The organism is Burkholderia sp. 22PA0099 (assembly GCF_047497165.1).
Taxonomy (GTDB): Bacteria; Pseudomonadota; Gammaproteobacteria; order Burkholderiales; family Burkholderiaceae; genus Burkholderia.
This window is the reverse complement of record NZ_CP163165.1, coordinates 3790775-3816923: the sequence shown is the minus strand read 5'-3', so window position 1 is coordinate 3816923 and position 26149 is coordinate 3790775. Positions and strand designations below refer to the sequence as shown.

Below are 26149 nucleotides of genomic sequence, written 5' to 3'. Positions count from 1 at the left end.
TGCGAATCGCGGCCCTTCTTGTTTGCCGGTCGTTTGTCGGCTATTTGCCGGCATCCCTCCGGAATCGTCCGGCGCTTCTTCAGCCGTTCGCGGCGAGCACGCGTTCCACCGCATCCACCGCGCGCGCCGGCGCATCCTCGGCGCAGCAATCCACCACGATTCGCTCGGGCATCGAGCGCAGCCAGGTCAATTGACGCTTGCAGAGCTGGCGCGTGGCGAACACGCCCTTGTCGCGCATCGTCGTGTAATCGGTTTCACCGTCCAGATATTCCCAGGCCTGCCGGTAGCCGACGCAGCGCATCGACGGCAGCCCCAGATGCAGATCCTCGCGGCGGCGCAGCCGTTCGACCTCGTCGATGAAACCCGCGTCGAGCATCGCGTCGAAGCGCGTGGCGATGCGCGCATGCAGGACCGAGCGGTCCGACGGTTCGAGCGCGACCGGCACGAAGCGGTAGCGCCGCGCGGCATCGTCCTCGCGCGGCGGCGCGGCGAGCAACGCCGACATCGGCTGGCCGCTCAGCATGAACACCTCGAGCGCGCGCTGGATGCGCTGCGCGTCGTTCGGCGCGAGCCGCGCGGCGGTGGCCGGGTCGATGTCGGCCAGCCGCGCATGCAGCGCGGGCCAGCCGTCGCGCGCGGCGTCCTCGTCGAGCTGCGCGCGCACGGCCGGGTCGGCGGCGGGCAGATCGTTGAGGCCCTGCGTCAACGCCTTGTAGTAGAGCATCGTGCCGCCCGCGAGCAGCGGCAGCCGCCCGCGCGCGACGATCTCGCCGACCAGCCGCAGCGTGTCGGTGCGGAAATCGGCAGCGGAATAGGCGTCGGCGGGATCGATGATGTCGATCAGGTGATGCGGCACGCGTTCGCGCTCCTCGCGGCTCGGCTTGGCCGTGCCGATATCCATGCCGCGATAGACCAGCGCCGAATCGACGCTGACGATCTCGACCGGATGGCGCGCGGCCAGCGCGAGCGCGGCGGCGGTCTTGCCCGAGGCGGTCGGGCCGAGCAGGCAGGCGACCGTCAGGCGCGCGCGGTCGTCGGTGCGGTGCGGCGCGCTCATTGACCGCGCATGAACAGGCGGTCGAGATCGCCGAGCGTCAGTTGATACCAGGTCGGGCGGCCGTGATTGCATTGGTCGGCGCGTTCGGTGGCTTCCATCTGGCGCAGCAGCGCGTTCATTTCGTCGAGCGTGAGGCGGCGGTTGGCGCGCACCGCGTGGTGGCAGGCCAGCGTGCCCAGCAGTTCGTGCTGGCGCTCGGTCAGCACGCGCGAGCCGCCGAATTCGTGCAGATCGGCCAGCACGGCGCGCGCGAGCGTCTGCAGGTCGGCATCCTTGAGCAGCGCCGGCACCGCGCGGATCGCGAGCGTGGTGGGCGACAGCACGGCCAGATCGAAGCCGAGCGCGTCGAGCGTCTCGCGTTCCTCTTCCACCACGCCGATTTCCACCGGCGTGGCCGCCATCGATACCGGCAGCAGCAGCGGCTGCACGGCGATCGCCTTGTCGGTCAGCGCGTTCTTGAACTGCTCGTAGAGAATCCGTTCGTGTGCCGCGTGCATGTCGACGATCACGAGCCCCTGCGCGTTCTGCGCCAGCACGTAGATGCCGTGCACCTGGCCGAGCGCGAAGCCGAGCGGCTGGTCGTCGTGCGCGGCATGCGCCAGCAGCGTGCCGGGCGTCGCGCCGAACGGGGTGGGCGACGGTTCGGCGGCCAAGGCGTTGCCGGCCGACGACGTGCCGGTGGCGTCCTTGCGGCCGTACAGGGCGTCGTAGAGCGCGAGCGGTTGCGCGACCGGCAGCGTGCCCTGGGTCATGCGCGATTGGCGCATCCAGTTGCTGCCGGCGTGGTTGCCGGCAGCGCCGCCGCCGCCGAAGCCACCGCCAAGGCGGCTCTCGGCCAGATTGCCGATGCCGCCGGCGCCGCCAGCCGCATTGCCCGCCGTGCTGTCGCCAGCCCCCGCGCCCAGCGCGAGCGCCGGGCGCTCGAACACGGCCGGCGCGCCCGACGGCGTCAGATGCGCGGCATGGCCGCCCGCCGTGGTTTCCGGCGAAGCGCCCGCGTGGCGCGCCAGCGCGCGCTGCACGGCGTGGAACACGTATTGGTGGATCGAGCGCGAATCGCGGAACCGCACCTCGATTTTCGACGGATGGACGTTGACGTCGACCGCTTCCGGCGGCAAATCGAGGAACAGCACGTAGGACGGATAGCGGTCGCCGTGCAGCACGTCCTCGTAGGCCGCGCGCACCGCGTGCGTGAGCAGCTTGTCGCGCACGAAGCGGCCGTTGACATAGAAATACTGCTGATCGGCGCGCCCGCGGCTGGCCGTGGGCAGGCCCGCGCAGCCGTAGACGGCCAGCGGCCCGGCCCGTTCGTCGAGCGGCAGATGGGCAGTGGCGAAGCTGTCGCCGAGGATCTTCGAGACGCGCACCGGCGGTTCGCTTGCGTTCCAGTGCTCGACGGCCTTGCCGTTGTGCAGCACCGAGATCGCCACATCGGGCCGCGCCAGCGCCGCGCGGCGGATCATTTCGAGGCAATGGCCGAACTCGGTCTGCTCGCTCTTTAGGAACTTTCGGCGCGCCGGCGTGTTGAAGTAAAGCTCGCGCACTTCGATCGTCGTGCCGCGCGTGCCGGCCGCCGGCGACAGCGCGCCGGTGTCGGCGTCGATGCGCGTGGCGTGCGACGCCTGCTCGGTGCGGCTCGTGATCGACACGTCGGCCACCGACGCGATCGAGGCCAGCGCCTCGCCGCGAAAGCCCAGCGTGGCGACCGATTCGAGTTCGTCGAGCGAGCGGATCTTGCTGGTCGCATGGCGCATCAGCGCGAGCGGCAGTTCGTTTTCGGGGATGCCGCAGCCGTCGTCGGTGATCGAGATGCGCTTGACCCCGCCTTCGTCGAGCACGATGCGCAGGCTCGATGCCCCGGCGTCGAGTGCGTTTTCGAGCAGTTCCTTGACGACGGATGCGGGACGCTCGACCACCTCGCCAGCCGCGATCTGGCTGATCAGCTGGTCGGGCAGCGGCTGGATCGCGCGCAGCGGGCGCGGGCCGGGCGCAGGCACGGCCGGGGAGGCGGTGGCGGCGTCGTCGGCGGCGGAATCGGTGAATTCGGACATGGCGGAATTATAACGACGCCGCGGCTGGCTCACCGACGGCGCATCCGGCCCCTTGCATCCGCTTGCATCCATCCGCTTGCATCCTTATCTCGCGGCGATTTTTCACGGACCCTTAAGCTTCTTTCGGTATCATTCCCGCGGCAGCGCCTGGCCTCCAGGCGCTGCCGCTCCTGCACTGTCTCGAATTTGAGGGAAACGCATTTGGATACGCTGCTCCATTTTTTCGGTCTCGTCCTGCACATCGATGCGTTCCTCGGCCAGTTCATCCGGCAGTACGGCGCCTGGGTGTACCTCGTGCTGTTCCTGATCGTGTTCTGCGAGACCGGGCTGGTGATCCTGCCCTTCCTGCCGGGCGATTCGCTGCTGTTCATCGCCGGCGCGTTCGCCGCCTCGGGCGAGATGAGCCTGGCGGGCCTGATCGTGCTGCTGCTGGTGGCGGCCACGCTCGGCAATACCGTCAACTACCTGATCGGCCGCGCGATCGGCCCGAAGGTGTTCGACACGCGGGTGCCGGTGCTCGAGCGCTTTCTCGACCGCGCCGCGCTGCAAAAGACGCACAACTTCTACGAGCGCCATGGCGGCAAGACGCTGGTGGCCGCGCGCTTCATTCCGGTGGTGCGGACCTTCGCGCCGTTCGTGGCCGGCGTGTCGCAGATGGGTTTCGCGCGCTTCCAGTTCTTCAATATCGCCGGCGCGTTGCTGTGGGTGCTGCTGCTGACGCTGCTCGGCTATTTCTTCGGCAACATCCCGTTCATTCGCCACTACCTGAACGTGATCGTGCTGGTCGGGATCGGCGCGGCTGCCGTGCCGGTGGTGATCGGCGCGCTGTGGAAGCTGTTTCGCGGCCGCTCGAATGCGCCGCGCACGGGCGAGCAGGGGCGCGGCTGACGGTCGCCCGCATCGCGTGATGTGGGCCGCGCAAACGACAACGCCCGCTCGGATCGAGCGGGCGTTTTTTATGTGCGCTTGTTTAAGCGGAGCCGCCGGCGTCAGTCCGCCGAGCGCTGGATCGTTGGCGTTTCGGGCGTCGGATAGCCTGCGTCGCGCAGCGTATCGAGGATCGCGTGCTGGCCGTCGCAATAGACCTGCCAGTAGGTGCCCGGCGGCGTGCTCGGGCGCACGAACAGCAGCGGGCCTTCCGGCGTGAACTGCAGGATGCCGATGTCGGGCGCGGGCGCCGTCATCACGTTCGGAATCTTCAGGATCGCCTCGCGCAGCTTGGCGATCGCTTCCACGGCATCGACGCCGTTCGCGATCTTCGCGGTCAGATCCACGCGACGGTGCGTCGTCGCACTGTAGTTCGAGATGGTGTCCGAGAAGATCTTGTTGTTGCCGACGATCGTGACGACGTTGTCGCCCGTCAGCATCGTCGTGCTGAACAGGCCCAGTTCCTTGACGGTGCCGCTGACGCCCGCCGCCGAGATCGAATCGCCCACCTTGAACGGGCGCAGCACCTGCAGGAACACGCCTGCCGCGAAATGCGCCAGCAGGCCGCCCCAGGCCGTGCCGACCGCGAGGCCGATGCCCGCCAGCAGCGCGGCGAACGAGGTCGTCTGGACGCCGAACACTTGCAGGATCGCGAGGATCAGGACGACCGTCAGCAGCACGCTGACCACCGAGGACAGGTAAAACGCGAGGGTCGTGTCGACCTTGCCGCTGCGCTGCACGAGCCGGCCAAGCAGGCGCGTGGCGAGCCGGATCAGCCAGCGGCCGACGATCCACAGCGCGATCGCCGCGATCACCTTGAGGCCGAAATCCATGCCGCGCGTCAACAGGAATTGCTGCGCGTTTGCGAGATCCACCATACGTTCTCCTGAACGATGAAATCGGGGCGCGACATGCGCCCGGCTGCGCAGTTATACCTGCGCGAGCCGGCAGGAGCAACCGGCCGAGATCGATCGTGATGGAGTCAGCGATGCGCGCCGTTGTGCGGGGTGCGCGGCGTGAACGGCACCTGTTCGACGGTGCCCTGGTGCGCGACGATCGCCGTGCTTTCGGGGATCTCCTCCCAGGCGTTCGGCAGATCGACGAGCGGCTCCGACAGCACCAGGAACGCGTCGTCGCCTACCGCCGCGATGCGCGGATCGTCGGGATACAGTTCGTGCAGATGGCGGAACGAGGTGCTGTGGAACAGCGTGCGCGACTGGCGCTCGCTCGAATAGCGCACCGCGACGATGCGTTCGCCGTCGGTGGCGCACACCGTCATGTTGATCGGGTTCTCGACGCGGTGTCGCGCGGCCGCTTCCTCGATCGCGCCGACCATCCGCTCCAGCGCCGGCAGCGGCGTGTGTTCGAGGCCGAACGTCAGCGCTAGGTGGAACATCACTTCGGAGTCCGTCGAACCTTCGACCGAGTGGAACAGCGCCGGATCGATGCGCATCATCAGGTCATGGCGCAGCTTGTGATAGCGGCGGATCAGCCCGTTATGGACGAACAGCCAGCGGCCGTGCCGGAACGGGTGACAGTTGGTTTCCTGGATCGGCGTATCGGTGGCCGCGCGAATGTGCGCGACGAAGTGCGGCGAGTGGATCGCGCGCGCCGCTTCGCGCAGGTTGCGATCGTTCCAGGCCGGGTGGACCGAGCGGTAGCGGAACGGGATTTCGTCGCGACCGCCGTACCAGCCGATGCCGAACCCGTCGCCGTTGGTGGTGGTCGCACCCAGGCGCGAGTGCAGGCTTTGGTCGATCAGGGAATGGCGAGCCCGGAACAGGACGGTTTCGAGCTGGATGGGGTTGCCGGTGTAGGCGAGCCAGCGGCACATGGGGGGAGCCTCCTGCAGCGAATGGGCGGGCGCGCGCGGGAACGTCACGCCGAAGCCGGACGGGATGCTGGCGAGGATAGCGGAAAACGTGGCGCAGGGGCGGGGAAGGGCGTCCGTGCTGCCCCGGGTTGTGCAGCACGGCCGCACGCGCCACGAATGCGGCGCGTGCAGGGCGCGATGCTTACTTCGGTGCGCGGCCGTAGGTGTCCTCGAAGCGGACGATGTCGTCCTCGCCCAGGTACGAACCCGATTGCACTTCGATCAGTTCGAGCGGGATCTTGCCCGGGTTGCTGAGACGGTGCGTGGCGCCGAGCGGAATGTAGGTCGACTGGTTTTCCGTCAACATGATTTCCTTGTCGCCGTTGGTGACCAGCGCGGTGCCCTTCACGACGATCCAGTGTTCGGCGCGGTGGTGGTGCATCTGAAGACTCAGTTGCGCGCCGGGTTTCACGACGATCCGCTTCACCTGGAATCGCTCGCCCTGGTCGATGCCTTCGTAGTCGCCCCACGGGCGAATCACGCGGCGATGCGTGATCGATTCGTGGCGGCCGGAGGCGTTGAGCCATTCGACGATTTTCTTGACGTCCTGGGTCTTGTCGCGGTGGGCGACGAGGACGGCATCGGCGGTTTCGACGATCACGAGGTTGTCGACGCCGATGGCGGCGACCATGCGGTGTTCGGCGCGGACGTAGGTGTTCGTCGTGTCGTGAGAAAACACGTCGCCGATTTGCGTATTGAGCGCGGCGTCGCGTTCGGCGATATCGGCCAGTGCGCTCCAGGAGCCGATGTCGTTCCAACCCAGGTCCGCTGCTTCTACGACGGCGGCACGGTCGGTTTTTTCCATGACGGCATAGTCGATGGAGATGTTCGGGCAGGCACCGAACACTTCGCTATCGAGGCGGACGAAATCCGCATCCTTCTGAGCGGCTTCTAGCGAGCGCTGTGCATTCAGTGCGATTTCCGGCGCGTGACGTTCGAGCTCCTCGATATATGTCGAGGCTTTCAGCATGAACATCCCGCTGTTCCAGTAATAGCGGCCATCCGCGAGGAAGCGAGTGGCGGTTTCCGAATCGGGTTTCTCGACGAACGCGTCGACGTGATAAACAGCCTTTCCATCAACCACCGGCGTGCCGCGGCGAATGTAGCCGTAACCGGTGTGGGCCTCGGTCGGGGCGATCCCGAAGGTCACGAGATGGTTGTCGGCCGCGACGGAGGCCGCTTCGAGCGTCGCTTGAATGAAGGCCTCCTCGTTCTGGATGATCTGATCCGAGGGCAGTACCAGCAGCATGGCGTCCGGCGACTCGCGCAAGGCAAGCAGCGCGGCGATCGCGATTGCGGGCGCGGTGTTGCGGCCGACCGGTTCGAGCACGACGGTCGAGGGCGTCACGCCGACCTGGCGGAATTGCTCCGCAACGAGAAAGCGTTGCTCGTTGTTCGTGACCACGATGGGATTGGCGACATCGGGAATATGAACGGCGCGCAATGCGGTTTGCTGCACCAGTGTCTCGTCGCCCGTGAGTTTCAGATACTGTTTGGGGTACCCGCCGCGCGACATGGGCCAAAGACGAGTACCGCTGCCGCCACACAGAATTACTGGAAAAATCATTGGCTGCTCCACAATAGGAATGTATAGGCCGCTCGATTTTCAATCGAAACGGCTATTTTTAATGATTCGACGAAATCGGATTTTTTTAAATCGTCACGCGGCGCGCATTCTCCAGACAACATGCAGCAACGCATTACGTGCCCATCGCATCGCTTTGATCAGAAAGCGAAGCTGGCGGGATGCAATGGTTCGGAGCGGTCGTGCAGCCGGTGCCGCCAGCTTGTGCACGATGGCTTCGACCGACGTGTACCGACGCAGGCTCCAATCCCAATAGACCGGATATCGTATCAGCACTCCGGCCACCAACATGTCGATTGTCAATTCGCGCTTGCGCCACCGCTGCGGCAGCGCGTCGTGCGTCAATCCCCAGCCGGCATAAAACGGCAGGCCGTAGGTATGGACGGTCTTGCCGCGCAGCAACGCCTCGAACCCCGAAAGTGACGAGAGCGTGTGAACTTCGTCGGCGATCTCGATCAAGGAGATCAGATCCGATGTTCGATCGACGATGTCGGCCACAGATGCGGTGCCGATGTGGCCGAGGCGATTGCCAGATAAGACGTCCGGATGTGGCTTGTAGACAATGAACGCATTCGGATTCTGCGTGCGTACGGTGTCAATCAACGCCTCGGATGTCGCTATTCCTTGTGTGCCGAGACGAATGGAAGCGTCGTCCGCGACTTGCCCGGACACGAGAATCACGCGCTTGCCGCTTGGTGGCGCCCATTCTGGGCGGCGGCGTCCGAGGTTGTATTTGGTCAGGCCGTACTGCACGATCATCTTGCGCAATGCGGCAGCACGTCGCAGTTCAGCCGCCTCGAAATTTGCATTGTTTAGGATTTCTGTCAATTCATTCGGACGGCTCGAATCGAAGTAGATGCCGAGTCGATCGATGACCTGACTGAATGGGGCAATCATGTCCGACCCGAGCCCGGTTGAATGAAGAAAGCCGTCCTCTATCCGGAAATGAGCCACGCCCGGTTGCAAGCCGGCTGCCGATCGCCCTCCCCAGATCGCGGCGCACTCGCGCGTCTGGACGTCGGGCGCACCACGAACCCATCGGAGCCTGCCACCGCCCGACAACAGGTAGGGCGTGGCAAAGGGGCGTTTCCACCACTGAAACGCCACGCCGGCGACCGACTGCAAATCCGCGTAACGACGCGCGACCGCATGTTGGATATCAACGAAGTCGAGCGCGGCAATCAGGCTGCCTGGCGTATTCGTGACGGGATCGCGGTAGATCGCGGTTTTGAGGAAGACTGCCTCGAACAGTGTTTCAAGAGACTGAATGCGCGAGGTGGACAGGTTCGAGTCGTGATCCTGCGTCAGTCCCCAGCCTGAATAGTAAGGGCTGCCGAAGATGTGAACCGGTACGCCCGCCAGCAAGGCGCCCATGCCTTCCGAAGCCGCGACGACAAATACGATAACGTTCGGCGTGCGTAGTATTTCGTGCAGAGAGTGTTCGGCCTGCAATCGGCGTACGTCGGTAGACAGGGGCGCCGAAGCGGAAAGCCATTTGCCGCGACCATCGTCGGCCGTTGGATACAGCCAGAAGTCGGCGTTCGCATACAGCGAGAACGCGGTGCGCAGCATTGCATCGAAGGCGGTGCGGCGCTGGCGTCGCGTGGCATGCGCGTCCTGATCCGAGGCGGTGCGCTCGTCGATAAGAACCACGCGGGCCCGGGCAGACGGCGCTTGCCAAGCATCCGGTAACGGAAGAATGGTACGTCGGACATGTAAAGCGTCCGACTCGAGGACCCGGCGCATCAGTGCCGGGATTCCGTTTGATCCTCCGGACCGTTCAAGGTCCTGCAGAGCGGATTGGATCACTGCTCGCAGGCTTGATCCACGCGGCCCATGACCCCGGGTCGCGAACCAGGACATCGCTGATTCCTGCGGACCGTGAGTTGCGAGGATCGGTCCGGCATGAAGTTGCTGCTGATCGACCGGCGCCAGATCGCGCAACACCGCTCTTCGGCGGCTTCGAATCGGTGTCATTGCGCCAGCGTCTCGATGAAGCGATCCACGCGGTCGAAATGTCCGGCCCATGTCGGCGCACGAAAGCGAGCGATTCTTTCGATCTGGTCGCTGCGATGCGTGTTGTCGGGATCGGCATAGGCCTGGATCAGCCGCATCCAGGCCGGACCGTCGAGCGAATCCAGATAGTCGGGAATGTCGGACGCGATCTCTCGGAACACCGCGAGATCGCTGGCAATGACGGGAACCTTCATGCCCAGTGCTTCGACCAGCGGCATTCCGTAGCCTTCGACAAATGAAGGAAACAAGAGCGCCCGACAGTGCTGAAGCCAGGCGTGGAGTTGCGCGTCGTCACAGTCGGGCACTTCAATCACGGCATCCTGGATTGCCGCGCAGCGCTCCAGCATATCGATGACGTTTTCGCACTCCCAACCTCGCCGTCCTATGATGACGAGCTTGGGGGCGGCGCTGCCGAGTTGTTCGACCAGGCGCCGCCAAACATGCAGCATGAACCAATGATTCTTCCGCGGTTCGATCGTGCCAAGCATCACGAAGTAGGGTCGATCCGTCGGGGGGCGCGTCACTTCCGAGGAGCGGTAGCCCGCGGCGAGCGGCGCTACGACACAAGGCGGGACCGGCAAGCCAGCTTGCCGGGCTTCTCGCTCGATCATCGCATGCGTATCTTCCGAGTTCGCGATGAGGCCGTCCGCATGCCGTAGCGCGGTATGGATACGCTTGCGATGGCTTTCATCGACACCCGGACGACAGTACTCCGAATGAGTCAGCGGGATCAGGTCGTGAACCATGAAAACGCTGCGTATGTTGCGACGACGCATTGCCTCGTAGTAGCGGACATGCTCCATGCCATTGTGGCTGGTATGGAGCAGGACGGCTCGTCCGAAATTCGGATTGTGAGGAGTCAGATACGCCTGGAAAATCGAGCGTCGGATGGCGAGGCGGCTGGCATCGTTGCGGGCAATCAGATCAAAGGCCCGAGACGACGCCTGTTTGGTCAGAACGCTCGAGTAGCCCCCGTGGCTGATCACTGCGCGCGCGTTTTCCCGGTAATGGTCGAGATAGGCGAGGCCGACCCGATCCACGCCGGTGGGCAGCAGTCCTGCCGAGCGGCGGGACAGCAGTCGAGATACATCCAGACATATATTTAACACGTGTGCAATGTTCATCCGGCACGCAATCTGTTATCGATTGGCGCGGAAAGAAATGGTCGAGGGAATTTGCAACAACTATACGCAAATTTATTCTGCGTCGTGCGACAATCGCTGCCGGTTCCACCCCTGAATGACCGGATTGTATAAATGGCAAGTGTAAAACGCGGTATGCGGAGAATGGCAGCAGTCGTGGCGATGATCGGGGTGGGGGCTTGTTCGGCCATTCCTACGTCCGGGCCGAGCCGGTCGCAAGTCGATTCAGCCGGTGCGAGAGGCAATCCGCAGGGGATTCAGATTGTCGACGTGACGGACGCCGTCGCACGTCAGCTGTATTCCGAACGAACACGTTCCGATTTCGCGACGCAATTGGGGGACGATCCATCATTTCGCCAGCAATTGGGCGTCGGCGATTCTGTTGAAGTCTCCATTTGGGAGGCGCCTCCCGCGACGCTGTTTGGCAGCGGCGTGTCCGACAGCAGCGGGAGCAGCGCTCCGAGCGGTTCCCGCGTGACGACCTTGCCGGTGCAGGTTGTCGATGGCGACGGGAACATCAATGTCCCGTTCGTCGGTGCGGTCAAGGCGTCCGGTCAGACGCCTTCGCAACTCCAGCGCTACATCGCATCGCGTCTGAAGAATCTGGCGCACGATCCGCAGGTTCTGGTCCGTCTCGCGCGCAACGAAACGTCCTACATTACGGTTGTCGGGGACGTCGGGAGCAGCACCAGGATGCCCTTGAGCGCGCGTGGAGAGCGACTGCTCGATGCGCTGGCCACGGCCGGCGGAGTGCGCCAGTCCGTTGACAAGATCACCATCCAGATAACGCGCGGCAATGCTGTCGCGTCGTTGCCGCTGCAGTCCATCATTCGAGATCCGCGTCAAAACGTCCCGCTGCGTGCGGGCGACGTCGTGACGGCCTTGTATCAACCGTATAGTTTCCTGGCGCTGGGTGCGACCGGAAAGAACGAGGAAGTGAATTTCGAAGCGCAAGGCATCACGCTTGCGCAGGCGCTCGCCCGCTCGGGTGGTTTGCAGGATGCACGATCGGACGCGCAAGGCGTGTTCATCTTCCGCCTCGAAGACGCCAAGGCGCTCAACTGGCCCGAGCAGCCGGTGCGAACGACGGCTGAAGGAAAGGTGCCCGTTATTTACCGCGTCAACCTTCATGATCCGAATGCCTTTTTCGCCGTCCAGAGCTTCATGATGGACAACAAGGATGTGCTGTACGTTTCCAATGCGCCGATTACCGAAATTCAGAAGGTGCTTAACCTTGTGTTTACCATTGCCTATCCAGTGGTGACCGGGGTTCAGTCGTTCAAGTAACAAAGTGTGTAAGGTGCGCCAAGACATTAAGCGGATGGATTTGAAAGTATCTTTTTGAGATAATTTCGATCTGTCCGTCTCGGTGTTCCTGAATGATTTTGGAGCGGGCAGGGATGGTGCCTAGACGTGCTCGTTCGTAACGTGAACACAAGTTGGCGAATTAACTACGTGATTTAAAGGAATATATGAAGACGGCTCTTATTACCGGCATCACTGGGCAAGATGGTGCATACCTGGCGGAATTTTTGCTGGAAAAAGGCTATCGCGTCTATGGTTCGTATCGTCGGAACAGTTCGGTCAATTTCTGGCGTATTGAAGAGCTTGGTATTCTGAATCATCCGAATCTCAGTTTGGTCGAATATGATCTGACTGATTTGGGATCCAGCATTCGTCTCCTGCAAACTACCGAAGCGACCGAAGTTTATAACCTCGCGGCGCTGAGTTTTGTTGGCGTTTCCTTCGATCAACCGTTTACGACTGCCAACATCACCGGGCTCGGCGCATTGAATCTGCTCGAAGCCATTCGGATCGTCAACCCGAAGATTCGCTTTTATCAAGCCAGCACTTCGGAGATGTTCGGCAAAGTGCAGTCGGTTCCGCAAACGGAAGCGACGCCATTTTATCCGCGTAGCCCGTACGGTGTCGCAAAGCTTTATGCGCACTGGATGACGATCAACTATCGCGAAAGCTACGATATTTTCGGTGCAAGCGGCATTCTCTTCAACCACGAATCGCCGCTGCGCGGACAGGAATTCGTAACTCGAAAGATCACCGATACGCTGGCCAAAATCAGCCTCGGGAAGGCGGAAGTGCTCGAGCTCGGTAATATGGATGCCCTTCGCGACTGGGGTTTCGCAAAAGAGTACGTCGACGGGATGTGGCGCATGCTCCAGGTCGACAAGGCAGACAGCTATGTGCTCGCGACCAACCGGACGACGGCGGTTCGTGATTTCGTCACGCTGGCTGCCAAGGCATGCGAGTTCGATCTCGAATGGAGCGGCAAGAACGAGAACGAAGTGGCAATGGATCGTAAGTCGGGCAAAACCATCGTTCGAGTCAATCCGAAGTTCTACCGCGCGGCCGAAGTCGACCTGTTGATCGGCGATCCGAAGAAAGCCAAGGATGAACTTGGCTGGGAGCCGAAGACCGCGCTCGAGGAGCTGTGCCAGATGATGGTGGAAGCCGATTTGCGTCGTAACAAGATCGGTTTTTCGTTTTGAATCGGTGGAATGCGCTCGCCCGTCAACAGGGCGAGCTCGCCACCGGTTGAAGCAGGATGCAGGTTTGCTTGGCGGCTGGGCACGAAGCACTCTGGCGGGCATGATTGAGCGGTTGACGCCGTTGCATTGCAAGCGGCGTTTTTATTATTCGGCTGGTGCGGCTAATGTGGGTAATGTGAAAAATGTCTCTCGTTGAAGAAAAAAAAATCGTTGCGGTCGTAGATTATTGGCCCACCATCGAAAATGCGGAAACCGAATGTATTCTACGAATCAAATCGGCTCTGCAGGAACTCGGCTACGAGACGCTCTCAATCAATCGGCATGGTTATCTGGTCGATGATGCTCTTACCCACGTTGACGAGCTGAAGGTCGAATTTGTTTTGGCGCTGCATTTCGATTCGGCAAAGGCGTGGAGCGCTTACACGTATTACGCATTATGGAATCCTCTGGATTTTTATTTTCAGTGGAGCTATCGCGAAAAATCGGAAAATGTGCTGTCCAACGACGCGTTCCTTTCTTGCGGTTCCGCAGTTGCCGACGATCATGCGCGGCGCTTGCTGAAGGGCGCGGGTCGGGCTGCGACAACGCCTTTCCTGACGCTCTATCACGCGATCCATGAGCCGGTAATTGCTCCGGCGCTCGGTCGCGGCAAGATGTTCTATTGCGGGATCAACTGGGAAGCGCTGAGCGGGAGCGGCGGCCGTCATCACGAGTTGATGAAACTGCTGGATCAGAAGAAGATGCTCGACATCTATGGTCCGGAAATTTTTCAGAATGTCCGCGTTTGGGAAGGCTACGACTCGTATCAGGGATCGATCCCGTTTGACGGCAAGACGCTGATCTCGCGTGTTTCTCAGTCGGGCATTGGCCTGGTACTGTCGTCCGAGGCGCATATCAAATCGGGGCTGATGTCGAGTCGACTGTTCGAGTGCCTGTCTGCCGGCGTGCCGATCATTTGCGATCAGAATCGATTCGCTCGCGACAACTTCGGCGATCTGCTCTTTTATATCGATACGACCGAGCCGGTAACGGCAGTGGCGAAAAAGGTCGAGGAGCACGTTAACTGGATCCGTGAAAATCCGGAACTGGCGCTTGAAAGGGCGGCTCGCGCCCAGGAGATCTACAAACAGCGCTTCAGCCTGGTCGAAAACTTCAAACGCATTCTCGCTGATGGTCCGCACAAGGGACAGGTCGCCGAAAGCTCGGTAGAGAATTCGCTCTGCACGTTGTTCCTTGCCGACGAATGCAACCCGTCCTTCACTTCTAAGGTCCGCGCATTTTCGCTGCGGATGAACGGCAAGGCGAACATCAAGGCTTATGCGCTGATTCCCGAAGCCAGCTCGGCTGCGCGCGAGGACGATATCCGGCAAGCTTGCCCTGGTATCGAAGTCGTGCGTTTCAAGCGCAGTGCTGCGGATTACATCGGCACTACGAACGAAATCGTGCAGAAAGCGCTCGCCGTGATTCAGAGCCTGCCGATCAACGCCATCTTTCAGATTGTCCCGGCATGGGAGCGTCCGGTCTGGTCGACGGTCGAGGCAATGTGGGCCGAACTCGATGCTGCACCCGAAAAAGGATACATCGCGGGTGGTTTCACCGTCCTGGAGAACACGAGCAAACCTCATGAAGGTCGCGCCACGTTCAAGCGGTTCACCCTGCTGACCTCCATGATGGATGCAAACGCTTATTTCTCGTGCGCGTCAACGCTGTATCGCCGCACCGAGTCGATGAGCGAAGTATTCTCGACGTTCGCCTACACGCCGTATTTTTGGCAGCGTCTGTTGTCGATCGCCTACCAGCGATTCGAGAAAGGGCTGTCTGCGGTACAGGTCGCTGCAGTCGTGGACCACGAATACTATGTTGTGCACCATCGCATCTCGGATCATGCTCAGCTGATGCGGGAGTACGAACTGATGACCGACGTGTTGGGTGTTGACTACGTGGACGATAAGCTTCGCGCAGCGCCTATCTTGCATGGCCAGTTCGTGGAGCCGATGGCGTTCGTGAAGCAGGTGGATACGGCAGCTGCTCGCGCGCTGCTCGTGAAGCTCTACGACTCGGTGAAAATCCCTAAATTTATCTCCAAACCGATTCAGTGGTTGTGGAAGAAAAAGGCTATTTAGGAACATCTATGAGCAAGTATTTCGTAACGGGAGGCTACGGCCTCGTCGGTTCAGCGATTCGTCAGCAGCTCGAAGCATCGGGTGCAACCTACGTTGCGCCGCGTCGTGCCGAGTTGGATTTGCTCGATCGTGATGCCGTCGCAGAATTTATCGCGACTGAAACCCCCACTCATCTGATCCACCTGGCCTCGCAAGTCTTTGGCCTGCAGGGAAATTTGCGAAATCAACTTTCGTCGCTTTCCCTCAATACGCGCATCAATGAAAACCTTTTGGGCGGTCTGGCGGGAAGTTCTGTCACGAAGGTGTTTCTGGCCGGCACGGTGGCGTCGTACCCTTTCCCTTACATCAATATTCCGCTTCGTGAAGAAGATATGTTCAAGGGATTGCCGCATTTCGGTGAATACGGGTATGCAAATTCCAAAATTCACGCGTTCCATTATTTGGAACTGCTGAAGAAGTACAACGATATCGACTACGTCTACGGCGTTTTCACCAACATGTACGGTCCGAACGACAAGTTCGACGTCGAGAACGGGCACGTCATCCCGTCGCTGATTCGCAAGGCCGAATTGGCAGCCTCCAGCGGTTCCGCGCTGGAAGTGTGGGGACGCCCCGACACCACGCGCGATTTCATGTACGTCGACGATGCCGCTCGTGCAGCGATCCATCTGCTTGAACATGGATCCGGCGTGGTCAATATCGCCTCTGGCGTGGAAGTGCGGATGGAGGATCTGGCGCAGGCCGTGTGCCAGGCCGCGGGCATCTCGATGCCGATCAACTGGCTTTCGGACAAACCGGTGGGTATTCCCCGACGTTCGGTCGATGTCGAGAGATTGAAAGCGACCGGGTTCGAGCCCGGCGTCAACCTGCGCGATGGCATCCGCGAAACCTACGAATGGTTCCGGCAAAACATTTCATCGGCGCGCATGGGCTGAGGACGCGGCGATGAGCCCGCAATCGCCTCCTCGAGCGCATCGCGCCGTGCTCTCGGCGTGCGCGATGCGTTTTTTAATGCGCTGACTTCAGTCGGAAATGCTTCGTTTCATACACCAACAGGCTCTGCGTTGGCTGGACATCTGGTGGATACCGGGTGGGATCCGCCGGATGCGCGCGGCGACGCATCGTCCGGGCTCTGCGGAGACGGTCCGGCAGTCGTCGCGCGAGCGGCATCTTCTGCTCGACGTATCAATCATCGCCGTCAGCGATGCGGGCACCGGGATTCAGCGAGTCGTCCGATCCATCACGCTTAATCTCCTGAAAACCCCCCCGGCAGGCATGACCGTCAAGCTGGTCCATGCCACGCGCAAGCGGCCCTATCGCTATGCCAATCATTACACGGCGAAGTTGATGGGGCGGGAGCCGACAGCAGACGATACGATCGTGGACGTCGAGCCCGGCGATATCTTCCTCGGTCTCGACCTGACCAACAGGCCGTTGCCGTTGCGACAACCTCAGTTGCGTCAATGGCGCCAGCGCGGTGTGCGATGCGCGTTCGTCGTGTACGACTTGCTGCCGATCATGTATCCGGCCTGGTTCACCCCGATTGCCGGCAAGGCATTTCACCGCTGGCTGGAGACGCTTGCGATCCACGCCGATGCGTTGTTCTGTATTTCGCAGTCCGTGGCGAACGACGTTGAACACTGGTTTGGCACGCACTATCAACTGTCCCCATCCGACGTGTCGATCGACTGGTTTCATCTCGGCGCCGATATTCCGTTGGCTGCCGATGTCGTCAGTGCCAGGAATCGTTCGATCGACGTCGTGATCGGCAGCCGCTCCGGGCCCGTGATCCTGATGGTGGGAACCGTCGAGCCGCGCAAGGGCCATGCCCGGATTCTCGATGCTTTCGAAAAAATCTGGTCCGACGGCGACGATGCGACGCTGGTCATTGCGGGGCGAGCCGGATGGCGTGTGGAGGCATTGCTGGCGCGCCTCGCGGCGCTCCACGACAAACAGGCCAATCTTGTCTGGCTGAACTCGGCAAGCGACGATGACCTATGCACGCTTTATGCTGGTGCCGACGGCGTAATCATGGCGTCGGAAGCGGAAGGTTTCGGGCTGCCGCTGGTCGAGGCGGCTCAATGGGGAATTCCAATCTTCGCCAACGATCTCGCGGTGTTTCGCGAGGTAGCGGGCGATCATGCCACTTACTTTCGAGCAGATTCCGGCGATGAACTGGCGACCCAACTGCAATCGTGGTTGGACCGATTGCGTGCCGGCGAAGCGACAAAAAGCGGTGCGATGCCGAGGCTGACATGGGAGCAAAGTGCCGCGAAGCTGAGCGTGATGCTTGAACGGCTGGCTCGGCATTCGGGCATTTGACTTTTCAAACCGATTGGGAGAACTCACGAAGCCGGCGCGTAGCGTACAGCCAAAACGAGCTGCTGTAATATCGTTGCGGCACGCTTGCGCCATTGCCTGATTGTTGGCGGTCTGTTGCAGATTCGTTTCAAGTAGGAAATGGCAGAAAGTAATTTTTTCCTGATATACAAGAAGATTGCCGAACGGATACCGAAAAAATGGTGCTCGCGGCAAGTTTTTGAGTTTTCATTGTCGAGACTCCGCACGTTGCCGGATTCTCGATTTCGATGTGAGATTTGAGGAAAGTACATGTCAGATGCTAATTCCGCGCACGACGATGCGCTGTTGACGACATTGGCGCAGATCCTGGGTGTTCCGGAGGGGACGATTTCCGAGGAGACGACCTACCAGGATGTCGAGCGCTGGGACAGTCTGCGGCAGATCATCATCGCCAACTCGCTCGAACAGGTCTACCAGATTCAACTGACCAATCAGGAGATGGCACGAATCGTTTCGGTCAAATCGATTCGAGAGTTGCTCGCCGATAAATCTGCGTCTGCGGCGGCGTCCGGCGCGGTAGTCAAGGCTTCGGTGTCGCAAAACGCCCAGATCGCCGCCGACACCACGCTCGCTGACCTGCGTGTCCGGCTGAACCGTTCTCTGGCGTTGAACGACATCTACGAAGCGGCGGATGTGATTCGTCATTCGCCGGATCGAGACAATTGGACTGGGGCGACCGCAAAAATTGCAGTCGTTGGTTCATTGACGATCGATTTCGTCGTGTCTGCCATTGCGTGCGCGGTGTTCCAGGAAGGCGTCCTGCCGACGTTTTACGAGGCGCCGTTTGGTTCGATGGTGCAGGAAGCGCTGAATCCCGCATCGGGGCTCTATTCGGCCAAGCCCGACGTGGTGGTGCTGGCGCCCGATTGGCGCGACTGGGTCAGCGCGGTTCCCGCAAACGAGTCCAGCGAGGCGGTTGAGAAAAAGCTGCAGGATTGCGTTCGCCAATTCCGTGGTCTGTGGGATCAACTGGCCGCCAACCTGCGCTGCAAGCTCGTCCAGCACGTGATGGTGCCCCCGCTGGCAAATTTGCGTGGACAGGCAGAGCGTAACCTCGCGACGTCGGCCGCGGCGCAAGTCAAGCGATTGAACGAATTGTTGTTTGAAGCCGCCGGCGCGAAGGTTAGCTGGGTCGAACTCGATCAGTTGGCCGATGCGAAAGGCCGCGTCGAATTCTCGGGCGCGCGCTACTATTTCACGTCGCGCATGCCGTTTGCGCCTCAATTCCTGCCCGATTATCTGGCCTATTTCCGAGCCGCTTGGCGTACCGCCAACGCCAAGGCAAAGAAGGTGTTGGCACTCGATCTCGACAATACCGTCTGGGGCGGCATCATCGGGGACGACGGTCAGGAAGGCATCAAGCTCGGCACGGGAAGCCCCGATGGCGAAGCGTTCGCCGATTGGGGCCACCATGTGAGAGAGTTGGCTGCGCGCGGCGTCATTCTCGCGATCTGCTCGAAGAATAATCCGGATCTGGCCGCCGACGGGCTCAATCACCCGCAGGCCGTTCTCAAGCGTGACGATTTTGCCGCTGCACAGATTTCATGGGACGACAAGGCAACCGGGCTGCGTCGTCTGGCGGCGGAACTCAATGTCGGCATCGATTCGTTCGTATTTGCCGATGACAATCCGTTCGAATGCGAGCTGATTCGCGAGCAGCTTCCGGAAGTGGGCGTCGTCGAGCTCGGGACCGATCCGAGCCAGTTCATTGCGCTGTTGGAGGCAGGGCGTTGGTTCGACCTGCCGGCATACAGCAAGGAAGATTTTTCGCGGGCCGAAGCCTATCAGGCCAGAGCGGCTGCCGAGGCGGACCGCCAAAGCGCCGGCGACATCGACAGCTACTTGCGTGGTCTCAACATGGTCGGGCGGTTGTACGCCGCTACCGATTCGGACCTGGTTCGTCTGGCGCAGATGGAGCAAAAGACGAATCAGTTCAACATGACGACGCGCCGCTACAGCGAAGACGATCTGCGCAGCTTCATGTCTCGCGGCGACATGCTTACGATGGCGTTTGAATTGCGCGATCGTCACGCCGATCACGGTCTCGTGTCCTCGCTGGTCGGGACGATCGAAGGCAACACCCTCCAGATCGATAGCTGGCTGATGAGCTGCCGGGTTTTCTCGCGCACGTCGGAAGAATTCATCTTCGGGCAGTTGCTCGAACAGATCGAGGGGCGCGGCGTCAAGAAGATTGTCGGGTTCTATACGCCGACGAAGAAAAACGGAGTTGTGGCCGAACTGTATGGGCGGCTGGGCTTCGAGAAAGTTGCATCTGATGGCAGCACTTGGGAATTCGATGTAGCGGCGGTTTCGGCCGAAACGCGTCCCAAGACCTTCATCGATACGTCGAGCAGCGAGCCGGCTGCAGCACCTGCGCCTGCCGTCAGAAAGGCTGCCGAAGCGGTGAGCGCTCGGCCTGCTGCGACCGCTCCAGTGCAAGTCGCTCCGTCTCCCGCGGCTGAAAAAGTCGAGCCGCCCAAGGCTCCAAGTTTCGACGGGCAGTCCACCAAGGATTTGTTGGCGCGTGCCGAAGCGGAATCACATGGACAAACACTCGCGCAGGCCGCCTTGCTGTGGCAAGAGGTGGTTCGGCGAGAGCCCGAAAACAACTACGCGCATGTCAGGCTGATCCAGGTCCTCCGGGATTTGGGACGGGTCGACGACGCGGATGCGCATGCACGCGAACTGCTCGGCGTGCACGATGCGGGTCTGCATTTTCAGTTCGCGACCAACTCCGTTGCGCGCCAGGACTGGCAGGAAGCGTATCGACGCTGGGCGGATGCCCTGGAACGGTTCCCCACCTTCGCCGAGCCTCGATACGGCATGGCCGAGGCGGCTTGGAAGCAGGGCAGATTGGTGCATGCAGAGGATTTGCTTGCAGCCAATGACCGTCAGTTCCCGACGTACATTCCTTCGGGGCTGTTGCTTGCCGATATCAAGGGCCAGCGCGGCAATTGGCGTGATTCGGCCGAGTTCTTGCGTGTTCTCGACGAGCGGATCGACGATCGTCCCGAGTTGGGCATTCGTCGCGCCATCGCGTTGGCCAACGCCGGCGACGTCGGTGCGGCCCGGAAGGTGATCAACAACAGCGCGAAGCGGTTCCCGAGCGCCGCGATCGTCAGCGAATATCAGAACTGGGTGGCAACGCTCAATAACGATTGGAAAGCCGCGTACGACGGCGCTGTCAAGTTGCTCAATACCGCGCGGGGCACGCCGCAGACGATTGCCATTGCACGACAAGCCGCATTCCATCTTGGCAAGAGCGCTCGGCACTCCTTGGTGATATACGGCAACTGCCAGGCTGCGGTGCTCGATGGGTTGTTGACGCGCCTCGAAGTGCTTTATCCGGAATTCGATATCGTTACGATTCTTGGTCACGTTGCCGAAGATGCGGCGAAGCTGACGGATCCTCGAATTCGCAACGCTGCCGTGTATTGGGAGCAATACGACGAACGTGCCGATGTGCCCATGCGCGACCGCCTGCGTGCGCTCATCCCATCGACTGCGCTGAAGCTGGTGTTTCCGTCGATCAGCATGTTTTCGCTCTGGCCGTTCAATTGGCCCGATACGCGAAGCCATGCGGAGCCGCGCTTCCCGCATGGGCGATATCCATACGACGGGGATGTCGTCGGTCAGGACGTGGCGAAAGAAGGACTACGTGGCGAACGCGCCTATCAACGCTACATGGATCTCGCACGTGGGCGCCTCGGCAACCTGCAAGCCCAATTCGATCGCGATATGGGTACGCTCCGGAAGCGCGACGATGCATCCGATGTGAAAATGGCCGATTACGTTCTCGCCAATTACCGGAAACACCCGATGTTTTATACATGGGGGCACGTATCCGGCCAATCGATCATGGAAATCGGTTCTCAGTTGCTGCGTTTGAGCCACGATCGTCTTGGCTCGCCGCCGGCGGAGCGCGTTAATCAGCTGTTCTCTCTTCCGACCTCGATTTCCGATTTCTGGATGCCGATTCATCCGGACGTCGCGAAATGGCACAAGCTTGAATATTGCCAGGGCGACAAGGCGGTATTCAATATCTACGGCAACTGGTGGACCTTCAAGGAATTCATGGTCCGTTATATCGAGTACGACACCAGCTGGTGATCGTCGGTCCGGGGAGTTCGTGCGAAACGCGAGCTCTCCGGCAGAGACATTGGCAGTAAATAGCCGTTGTCAGCGAATGCTGGCAACGGCTTTTTATTGGTTACTGCATTTGCGTGTAATTGTAGTAGTCGTACGCTTCGTTAATGTCGTCGAAATGGTAAAGATGCGTGTTCTCGAGGACGCAAGCTCTGGTGCAGTAATCCTTGATCCGTCCGGCATCGTGCGACACGATGATCATCGCGCGATCGCGCCGCTTTTCGAAGAGCTCGACATTGCATTTTTCGTGGAATCGAGTATCGCCGACCGCAATCACTTCGTCGATCAGAAAACAGTCGAATTCGATCGCCATGGAAATGGCGAACGCCAGTCGAGCGCGCATGCCGCTCGAATATTTCTTGACCGGTTCGCGCAAGTAGGCGCCGAGCTCGGAGAATTCTTCGACGAATGGCAACGCATTGTCGTATGAAGTCTTGTAGATCCGGCAAACGAATCTCAGGTTGTCCAGGCCAGTCAGGCTACCCTGAAAGCCTCCGCTGAACGCGAGCGGCCAGGACACGCTCATCGTGCGCGAAACGCTCCCGGTAGTGGGCAATTCGGAGCCGCTGATCAGGCGGATCATGGTCGATTTGCCCGCGCCATTACGGCCGAGAATGCCGATTCGTTCGCCCGGCTCGATCGTCAGGTTGACCTCATCGAGGATGAGGCGCTTTCCCTGCCGCGTCTCATATTGCTTGCTAATGTTGCTTAACTTAATCATTCGGGCTCCACTCGACGTGCCGCAGCGGAAACAACCAGCAGCCCAAGCCATGACAGGACCAGATTGACAAGGACAACGTACGAAATGCTGTAGTACGTCTTCACCTCATTGCCAAAGTAGCCGTAACGAAAGAGTTCGACGCAGTTGGCAACCGGGAAGAGCAGAACCAGCTTTCGCACGTATTCGGGCAGCCACGCCGCCATCACCAGTGCGCCTGAAACCGGCAACTGGAAATACGCGATCGGATGCCACAGGCGTTCCGTCAGTTCGTTGAATTCGGTCAGCCCGCCGATCAGCAGGCCCATCGCAGCCGCATACCAGCACAGCAGTGCCCACGCGATCACCATGCTCATGATGTCGACCGGTACCGGGATGACGTTCACCGCCACAAACAGGCCGATAAGCACGATCATCGAGAGCGTTGTACCGATCAACTCCAATGCGATACGCGCCCAGAAGAAATCGATCACCCTGACATTGCGGTGATAAAGGAGCGACGCATTGGGTTCGACGGCCAATGTGCATCTGCCGATCGTGTTTCGCCAAACCAGGATCGTCGAGTATCCGGTCAAGGAATAGGCGATGGCACTGATATGGTGGGCCGAGCCGACGTCATGGAACAAATTCCAGAGCACGATGACGCCGAGCGAGAACAACATGGGCTCGGCAAACAACCACGCAAAACCAATGTTGTGGCGTCCGTAGCGGGTAATGATTTCCCGCATCAGCAGCGCATGGACGACACGCCCTTGAATCTCCATCGATCGGGAGAAACTGGACTGCCGTCCGGATTCAGACGGAGATTTAATCATGGTGTTCCTTGACGCTTGCGACCAGCAACTTCAACGTACCCCACACCACCAGCCCGATGATGAACGTTGCAATGATGTTGCGGAGCCGATGCGGCAGCAGTGCCTTGTCCGGCTCGTTCGGTTGCGAAATCCGCTCGAGATAGAGTTGCTGGCGCTGAGCGTCGTTTCGTGCTGTTTCCAGCGAGGCAAGTGATGCAGTCAGCTGACGGTCTGCAAACTGACGATCGAGTTCGAGCCGTTCATAAGCGGAGCTCTTGAACGCGAGCGAGCCCTGGCCGCCGGTGACCTCACTGCTGGCCTTGTCGACCGTGGCTTGCAGCGTTGCAATTTTTACATTCAAGGCCGGAATCTGCGGATTCGCCGGCGACACTGATTTAAGTTGCGCCAGTTGAATCTTGGCCGCGACCAATTCATTTTGAATTTTGATGACATTTTGCAATGCGAGCGCGGACTGGCGCTCCGGATCAAAAATCGCCTGCTTGTTGCGATAGCTCGACAGCGCTGCGGCAGACTTCTTCAGATTCGCCTCGGCGGATTCAACTTCATTCCGTGCGTAGACGATCAGATCCTGCTTTGCGCGATTGTTCATTTCATTCACGCGCTGCTCGCCCAGTTCAAGCAATTTCTCGTTGAACCTGCGCGCGTCCGCCGCCGAAAACGCATTGACTTCGAGGGTCGTGATGCCGGTGTCGGTATCGTATTGCGCGTCGACGTGGTGCTGGAAGTAGCGGAACATGTCTTCGAACGTTCGGAGGTAACCGAAGGAACCGAAACGACTGAACAGATCACCCTGGCCCTGGCCGTAAGCGTCGGAGTAAGCGTTATTCTTGTTCAGCGCCATCAACGCGTCGCGGGAAATCAGATAGTCATTGACCGCATAGGTGTCGTCCGATGCGCGCGAGATGCCGGTGCTCTGCAGCAACGCTCCCACGAAACTGCCTGACTGATTGTTCTTGTTCGGGCTGCGCACGAGGAACGTCGACTGAGAAACATAAACGTCGGACGCGAAAATCGTGAAATAGATTGCGGACAGCAACGTGGGAATCGCGACGCAAATCAGGAGCAGCGGTTCCATGCGCCGGATTCGCGCAGGGATGTTTGAAAAGAACGAAGCAAAGCTGGACATTTTCGAGGCGCTCGATGAATTCGCATTGATGGAGGATTTCGGCGCGCTTCTCGTGCGCGACAGGCTTGCGCGCAGTTCCGCTTGGGCGTCGCCATGAACGTCCACATCGTCGTCGGTATATCCGGACCGATCCTGCAGGAATTCATAGAATTTCGCGTATTCAAACGCCCAGCGCTGGTAATCGGTTTTTTTCCCGAAAATGCTATAGAGCGTGTTCTTTTTCAGCCAGCCCAAGTTGAGGTGGTTGGTGATGCTGGGGTGAATCGGCGTGTCCGGCTGCAACAGATCGGTTTCATTGAGAAGGTCATTCGACACGCGAATCTGCTCTTCGTCGAAGTCGAGAAACTTGCGAATCCGATCGATCACGATCTTGATCGCGGGATTCGATGGAAGCTTATGCGAGTTGAAGAATTTTTGCGAAGTGAACTTGTTAACGAGATAATCCGAGAAAACGACGTCGCTTTCTTTTTCAAGCGCCTTCCATTGGCTGACGTCGTCCTGGAAAATCGCCTTCAGATCGACGAGCGTGCCGATATCGGTATTGCTATATTCGGTGGCGGCAATTTTCGCGCTGTTTTTCTGCTTGACGAGCTTCCGCAGCGTGTCGTCGCCCTGCGTTCCGGATGCGAACGAATTGAACTCGTGGATCTCGTGATCGTAACGATCGAAAGGCCACAGGCTCCGGCATTGCAGCATTGGAACCTTGAGCGCCTGAGTGGCGCCAATTTCCTGCATGGTCTCCAAAATGCGCCGATGCGGAACCGAACGATCGGGGTTGATTTGCAGGACTACCCGGCCAGGGCGTTTCAGAAGGTCGCTGACGATCTGCGGAGCGTAGTCGTCGTTGCTGTCGACGAATTCGAGCGCATAACGGTCCGATTGAGTTTCTTGAAAGACATCGAGCAGATGGCGGTAGATCGCCAAAATCTGCACTTCGCCGAACAATATGACGTTCTCTCGCTCTTCCTTGTTATCCCAGAGCCGCGCCACCGATTCGCCAAGCAGTTTTGCCAGATTGGCATATTCATCCCGTGCCGACGATCCGCCATCGCTTTTCGCACCGCCGGCACTTTGTTCGTGTTTGCTATCGGGAGAGATAATTCCGTCGACACCGGCCGTGTTTCCGACGAGAAGCGCATTGTATTTGGCGATTTCGCTCCGAATTGCATCCGAGTAAATCGATGCTGCCTGCAGCTCCAAGGCAACAACTTTCCATCCCTGCGTGTGGGCTTTAGTTACGTATTGGGTGAATTCTTCGTAAGTATCGGCGGCACTCTTTCCGTGGAGGAGTTCGTCGCTGCCGGCATTGATTACGACGACGCTCAAAGGGGCGTTGTAGTTTCTGAGAGGGGCAACGGACTTGTCGTAATCGCCGAGGCAATCGGCGAGGGTTCGCTCGAACCCTGCAACGGTGGCGAATTCAACCTGGAAAGACAAATCCTGAGCAAGATGCCCTGCAAATTTGCCGTCCTGAAAGGGGCCGGAATCGGTACCGACGTTGTTGCCGTCGAAGACTACAACGGCTGTTTTTCTCAACATGTTGAAAAATCCTTATCTAGTGCAGGATGGCAGCGAGAGCATTTCAAGTATCACGCTGGTCCGTATCGAAGCGATATCTGGTTCCGAAGCGAAGTGGTCGGCAGTTCGTGTGCAAGCAGCGCGACGATCGCGATCTCCGCGTCCAAGGCTCGCACCGGACTGC

17 protein-coding genes are annotated in these 26149 nt (G+C 60.1%); 7 read left to right on the top strand and 10 right to left on the bottom strand.

From position 1 onward, the window contains the following. Positions 1 to 79: 79 nt before the first annotated feature. Both miaA and mutL read right to left on the bottom strand, forming a co-directional pair. A complete protein-coding gene (miaA, locus tag AB4851_RS32290; protein ID WP_414450299.1) occupies positions 80 to 1057 on the bottom strand; it encodes a tRNA (adenosine(37)-N6)-dimethylallyltransferase MiaA in 978 nt (325 codons plus the stop codon). After that, the gene (gene mutL, locus AB4851_RS32285) at positions 1054 to 3108 is read right to left on the bottom strand and encodes a DNA mismatch repair endonuclease MutL (protein WP_414450298.1); all 2055 of its coding nucleotides are present in this window, start codon (positions 3106 to 3108) and stop codon (positions 1054 to 1056) included. The genes miaA and mutL overlap by 4 nt, the downstream gene beginning before the upstream one ends. 201 nt (positions 3109 to 3309) lie before the next feature. Between mutL and AB4851_RS32280 the strand changes: the two genes are divergently transcribed. Then, the gene (locus AB4851_RS32280) at positions 3310 to 3996 is read left to right on the top strand and encodes a VTT domain-containing protein (RefSeq protein WP_414444006.1); all 687 of its coding nucleotides are present in this window, start codon (positions 3310 to 3312) and stop codon (positions 3994 to 3996) included. A 101-nt stretch (positions 3997 to 4097) separates the two neighbouring features. Here AB4851_RS32280 and AB4851_RS32275 read toward each other — a convergent pair whose 3' ends face one another. The 5 genes from AB4851_RS32275 to AB4851_RS32255 form a co-directional block, all read right to left on the bottom strand. Further along, positions 4098 to 4913 (bottom strand): mechanosensitive ion channel family protein, encoded by an 816-nt coding sequence (locus tag AB4851_RS32275; RefSeq protein ID WP_414444007.1) that lies wholly within the window; start codon positions 4911 to 4913, stop codon positions 4098 to 4100. A 104-nt stretch (positions 4914 to 5017) separates the two neighbouring features. Further along, on the bottom strand, positions 5018 to 5869 hold the full coding sequence (locus tag AB4851_RS32270) for a class II glutamine amidotransferase (RefSeq protein ID WP_414444008.1): 852 nt from the start codon (positions 5867 to 5869) through the stop codon (positions 5018 to 5020). 181 nt (positions 5870 to 6050) lie between these two features. Then, positions 6051 to 7475: a mannose-1-phosphate guanylyltransferase/mannose-6-phosphate isomerase gene (locus AB4851_RS32265; RefSeq protein ID WP_414451997.1), complete on the bottom strand. Its 1425-nt coding sequence runs from the start codon at positions 7473 to 7475 to the stop codon at positions 6051 to 6053. Between the two features lie 93 nt (positions 7476 to 7568). Then, a complete protein-coding gene (locus AB4851_RS32260) occupies positions 7569 to 9146 on the bottom strand; it encodes a capsular biosynthesis protein (protein WP_414450297.1) in 1578 nt (525 codons plus the stop codon). Positions 9147 to 9466: 320 nt separating this feature from the next. Further along, positions 9467 to 10633: a glycosyltransferase family 4 protein gene (locus AB4851_RS32255; protein ID WP_414450296.1), complete on the bottom strand. Its 1167-nt coding sequence runs from the start codon at positions 10631 to 10633 to the stop codon at positions 9467 to 9469. A 153-nt stretch (positions 10634 to 10786) separates the two neighbouring features. Between AB4851_RS32255 and AB4851_RS32250 the strand changes: the two genes are divergently transcribed. The 6 genes from AB4851_RS32250 to AB4851_RS32225 all read left to right on the top strand — a co-directional run bounded on the left by AB4851_RS32250 (position 10787) and on the right by AB4851_RS32225 (position 21752). Further along, complete coding sequence (locus tag AB4851_RS32250) at positions 10787 to 11938, top strand: polysaccharide biosynthesis/export family protein (RefSeq protein ID WP_414445528.1); 1152 nt, start codon at positions 10787 to 10789, stop codon at positions 11936 to 11938. Between the two features lie 185 nt (positions 11939 to 12123). Then, positions 12124 to 13158, top strand: a complete 1035-nt coding sequence (gene gmd, locus AB4851_RS32245) for a GDP-mannose 4,6-dehydratase (RefSeq protein WP_414450295.1) — start codon at positions 12124 to 12126, stop codon at positions 13156 to 13158. A 182-nt stretch (positions 13159 to 13340) separates the two neighbouring features. Next, positions 13341 to 15281 carry a hypothetical protein gene (locus AB4851_RS32240; protein WP_414450294.1) on the top strand — a complete coding sequence of 647 codons (1941 nt, stop codon included), beginning with the start codon at positions 13341 to 13343 and terminating at the stop codon, positions 15279 to 15281. Between the two features lie 8 nt (positions 15282 to 15289). Then, complete coding sequence (locus AB4851_RS32235) at positions 15290 to 16216, top strand: NAD-dependent epimerase/dehydratase family protein (RefSeq protein ID WP_414444014.1); 927 nt, start codon at positions 15290 to 15292, stop codon at positions 16214 to 16216. A 97-nt stretch (positions 16217 to 16313) separates the two neighbouring features. Then, positions 16314 to 17603, top strand: a complete 1290-nt coding sequence (locus tag AB4851_RS32230) for a glycosyltransferase family 4 protein (protein ID WP_414450293.1) — start codon at positions 16314 to 16316, stop codon at positions 17601 to 17603. A gap of 288 nt (positions 17604 to 17891) precedes the next feature. Continuing rightward, positions 17892 to 21752, top strand: a complete 3861-nt coding sequence (locus AB4851_RS32225; protein ID WP_414450292.1) for a WcbI family polysaccharide biosynthesis putative acetyltransferase — start codon at positions 17892 to 17894, stop codon at positions 21750 to 21752. Between the two features lie 100 nt (positions 21753 to 21852). On the opposite strand, the gene AB4851_RS32220 is transcribed toward AB4851_RS32225, so the two are convergent. From AB4851_RS32220 to AB4851_RS32210, 3 genes are read right to left on the bottom strand one after another with little or no spacing between them, the layout of a single operon-like run. Then, positions 21853 to 22509 (bottom strand): ABC transporter ATP-binding protein, encoded by a 657-nt coding sequence (locus tag AB4851_RS32220; RefSeq protein ID WP_414444017.1) that lies wholly within the window; start codon positions 22507 to 22509, stop codon positions 21853 to 21855. Continuing rightward, a complete protein-coding gene (locus AB4851_RS32215) occupies positions 22506 to 23321 on the bottom strand; it encodes an ABC transporter permease (RefSeq protein ID WP_414444018.1) in 816 nt (271 codons plus the stop codon). The genes AB4851_RS32220 and AB4851_RS32215 overlap by 4 nt, the downstream gene beginning before the upstream one ends. Beyond that, a complete protein-coding gene (locus tag AB4851_RS32210) occupies positions 23314 to 25986 on the bottom strand; it encodes a hypothetical protein (RefSeq protein ID WP_414450291.1) in 2673 nt (890 codons plus the stop codon). The genes AB4851_RS32215 and AB4851_RS32210 overlap by 8 nt, the downstream gene beginning before the upstream one ends. Positions 25987 to 26149: the final 163 nt, after the last annotated feature.

Coding starts and splice junctions, on each gene's coding strand:
- AB4851_RS32240 (WP_414450294.1), top strand. CDS start 13,341: ATGTCTCTCGTTGAAGAAAAAAAAATCGTTGCGGTCGTAGATTATTGG.
- AB4851_RS32220 (WP_414444017.1), bottom strand. CDS start 22,509: ATGATTAAGTTAAGCAACATTAGCAAGCAATATGAGACGCGGCAGGGA.
- AB4851_RS32215 (WP_414444018.1), bottom strand. CDS start 23,321: ATGATTAAATCTCCGTCTGAATCCGGACGGCAGTCCAGTTTCTCCCGA.
- AB4851_RS32270 (WP_414444008.1), bottom strand. CDS start 5,869: ATGTGCCGCTGGCTCGCCTACACCGGCAACCCCATCCAGCTCGAAACC.
- AB4851_RS32250 (WP_414445528.1), top strand. CDS start 10,787: ATGCGGAGAATGGCAGCAGTCGTGGCGATGATCGGGGTGGGGGCTTGT.
- AB4851_RS32210 (WP_414450291.1), bottom strand. CDS start 25,986: ATGTTGAGAAAAACAGCCGTTGTAGTCTTCGACGGCAACAACGTCGGT.
- gmd (WP_414450295.1), top strand. CDS start 12,124: ATGAAGACGGCTCTTATTACCGGCATCACTGGGCAAGATGGTGCATAC.
- AB4851_RS32255 (WP_414450296.1), bottom strand. CDS start 10,633: ATGAACATTGCACACGTGTTAAATATATGTCTGGATGTATCTCGACTG.
- AB4851_RS32230 (WP_414450293.1), top strand. CDS start 16,314: ATGCTTCGTTTCATACACCAACAGGCTCTGCGTTGGCTGGACATCTGG.
- AB4851_RS32265 (WP_414451997.1), bottom strand. CDS start 7,475: ATGATTTTTCCAGTAATTCTGTGTGGCGGCAGCGGTACTCGTCTTTGG.
- AB4851_RS32275 (WP_414444007.1), bottom strand. CDS start 4,913: ATGGTGGATCTCGCAAACGCGCAGCAATTCCTGTTGACGCGCGGCATG.
- AB4851_RS32225 (WP_414450292.1), top strand. CDS start 17,892: ATGTCAGATGCTAATTCCGCGCACGACGATGCGCTGTTGACGACATTG.
- mutL (WP_414450298.1), bottom strand. CDS start 3,108: ATGTCCGAATTCACCGATTCCGCCGCCGACGACGCCGCCACCGCCTCC.
- AB4851_RS32235 (WP_414444014.1), top strand. CDS start 15,290: ATGAGCAAGTATTTCGTAACGGGAGGCTACGGCCTCGTCGGTTCAGCG.
- miaA (WP_414450299.1), bottom strand. CDS start 1,057: ATGAGCGCGCCGCACCGCACCGACGACCGCGCGCGCCTGACGGTCGCC.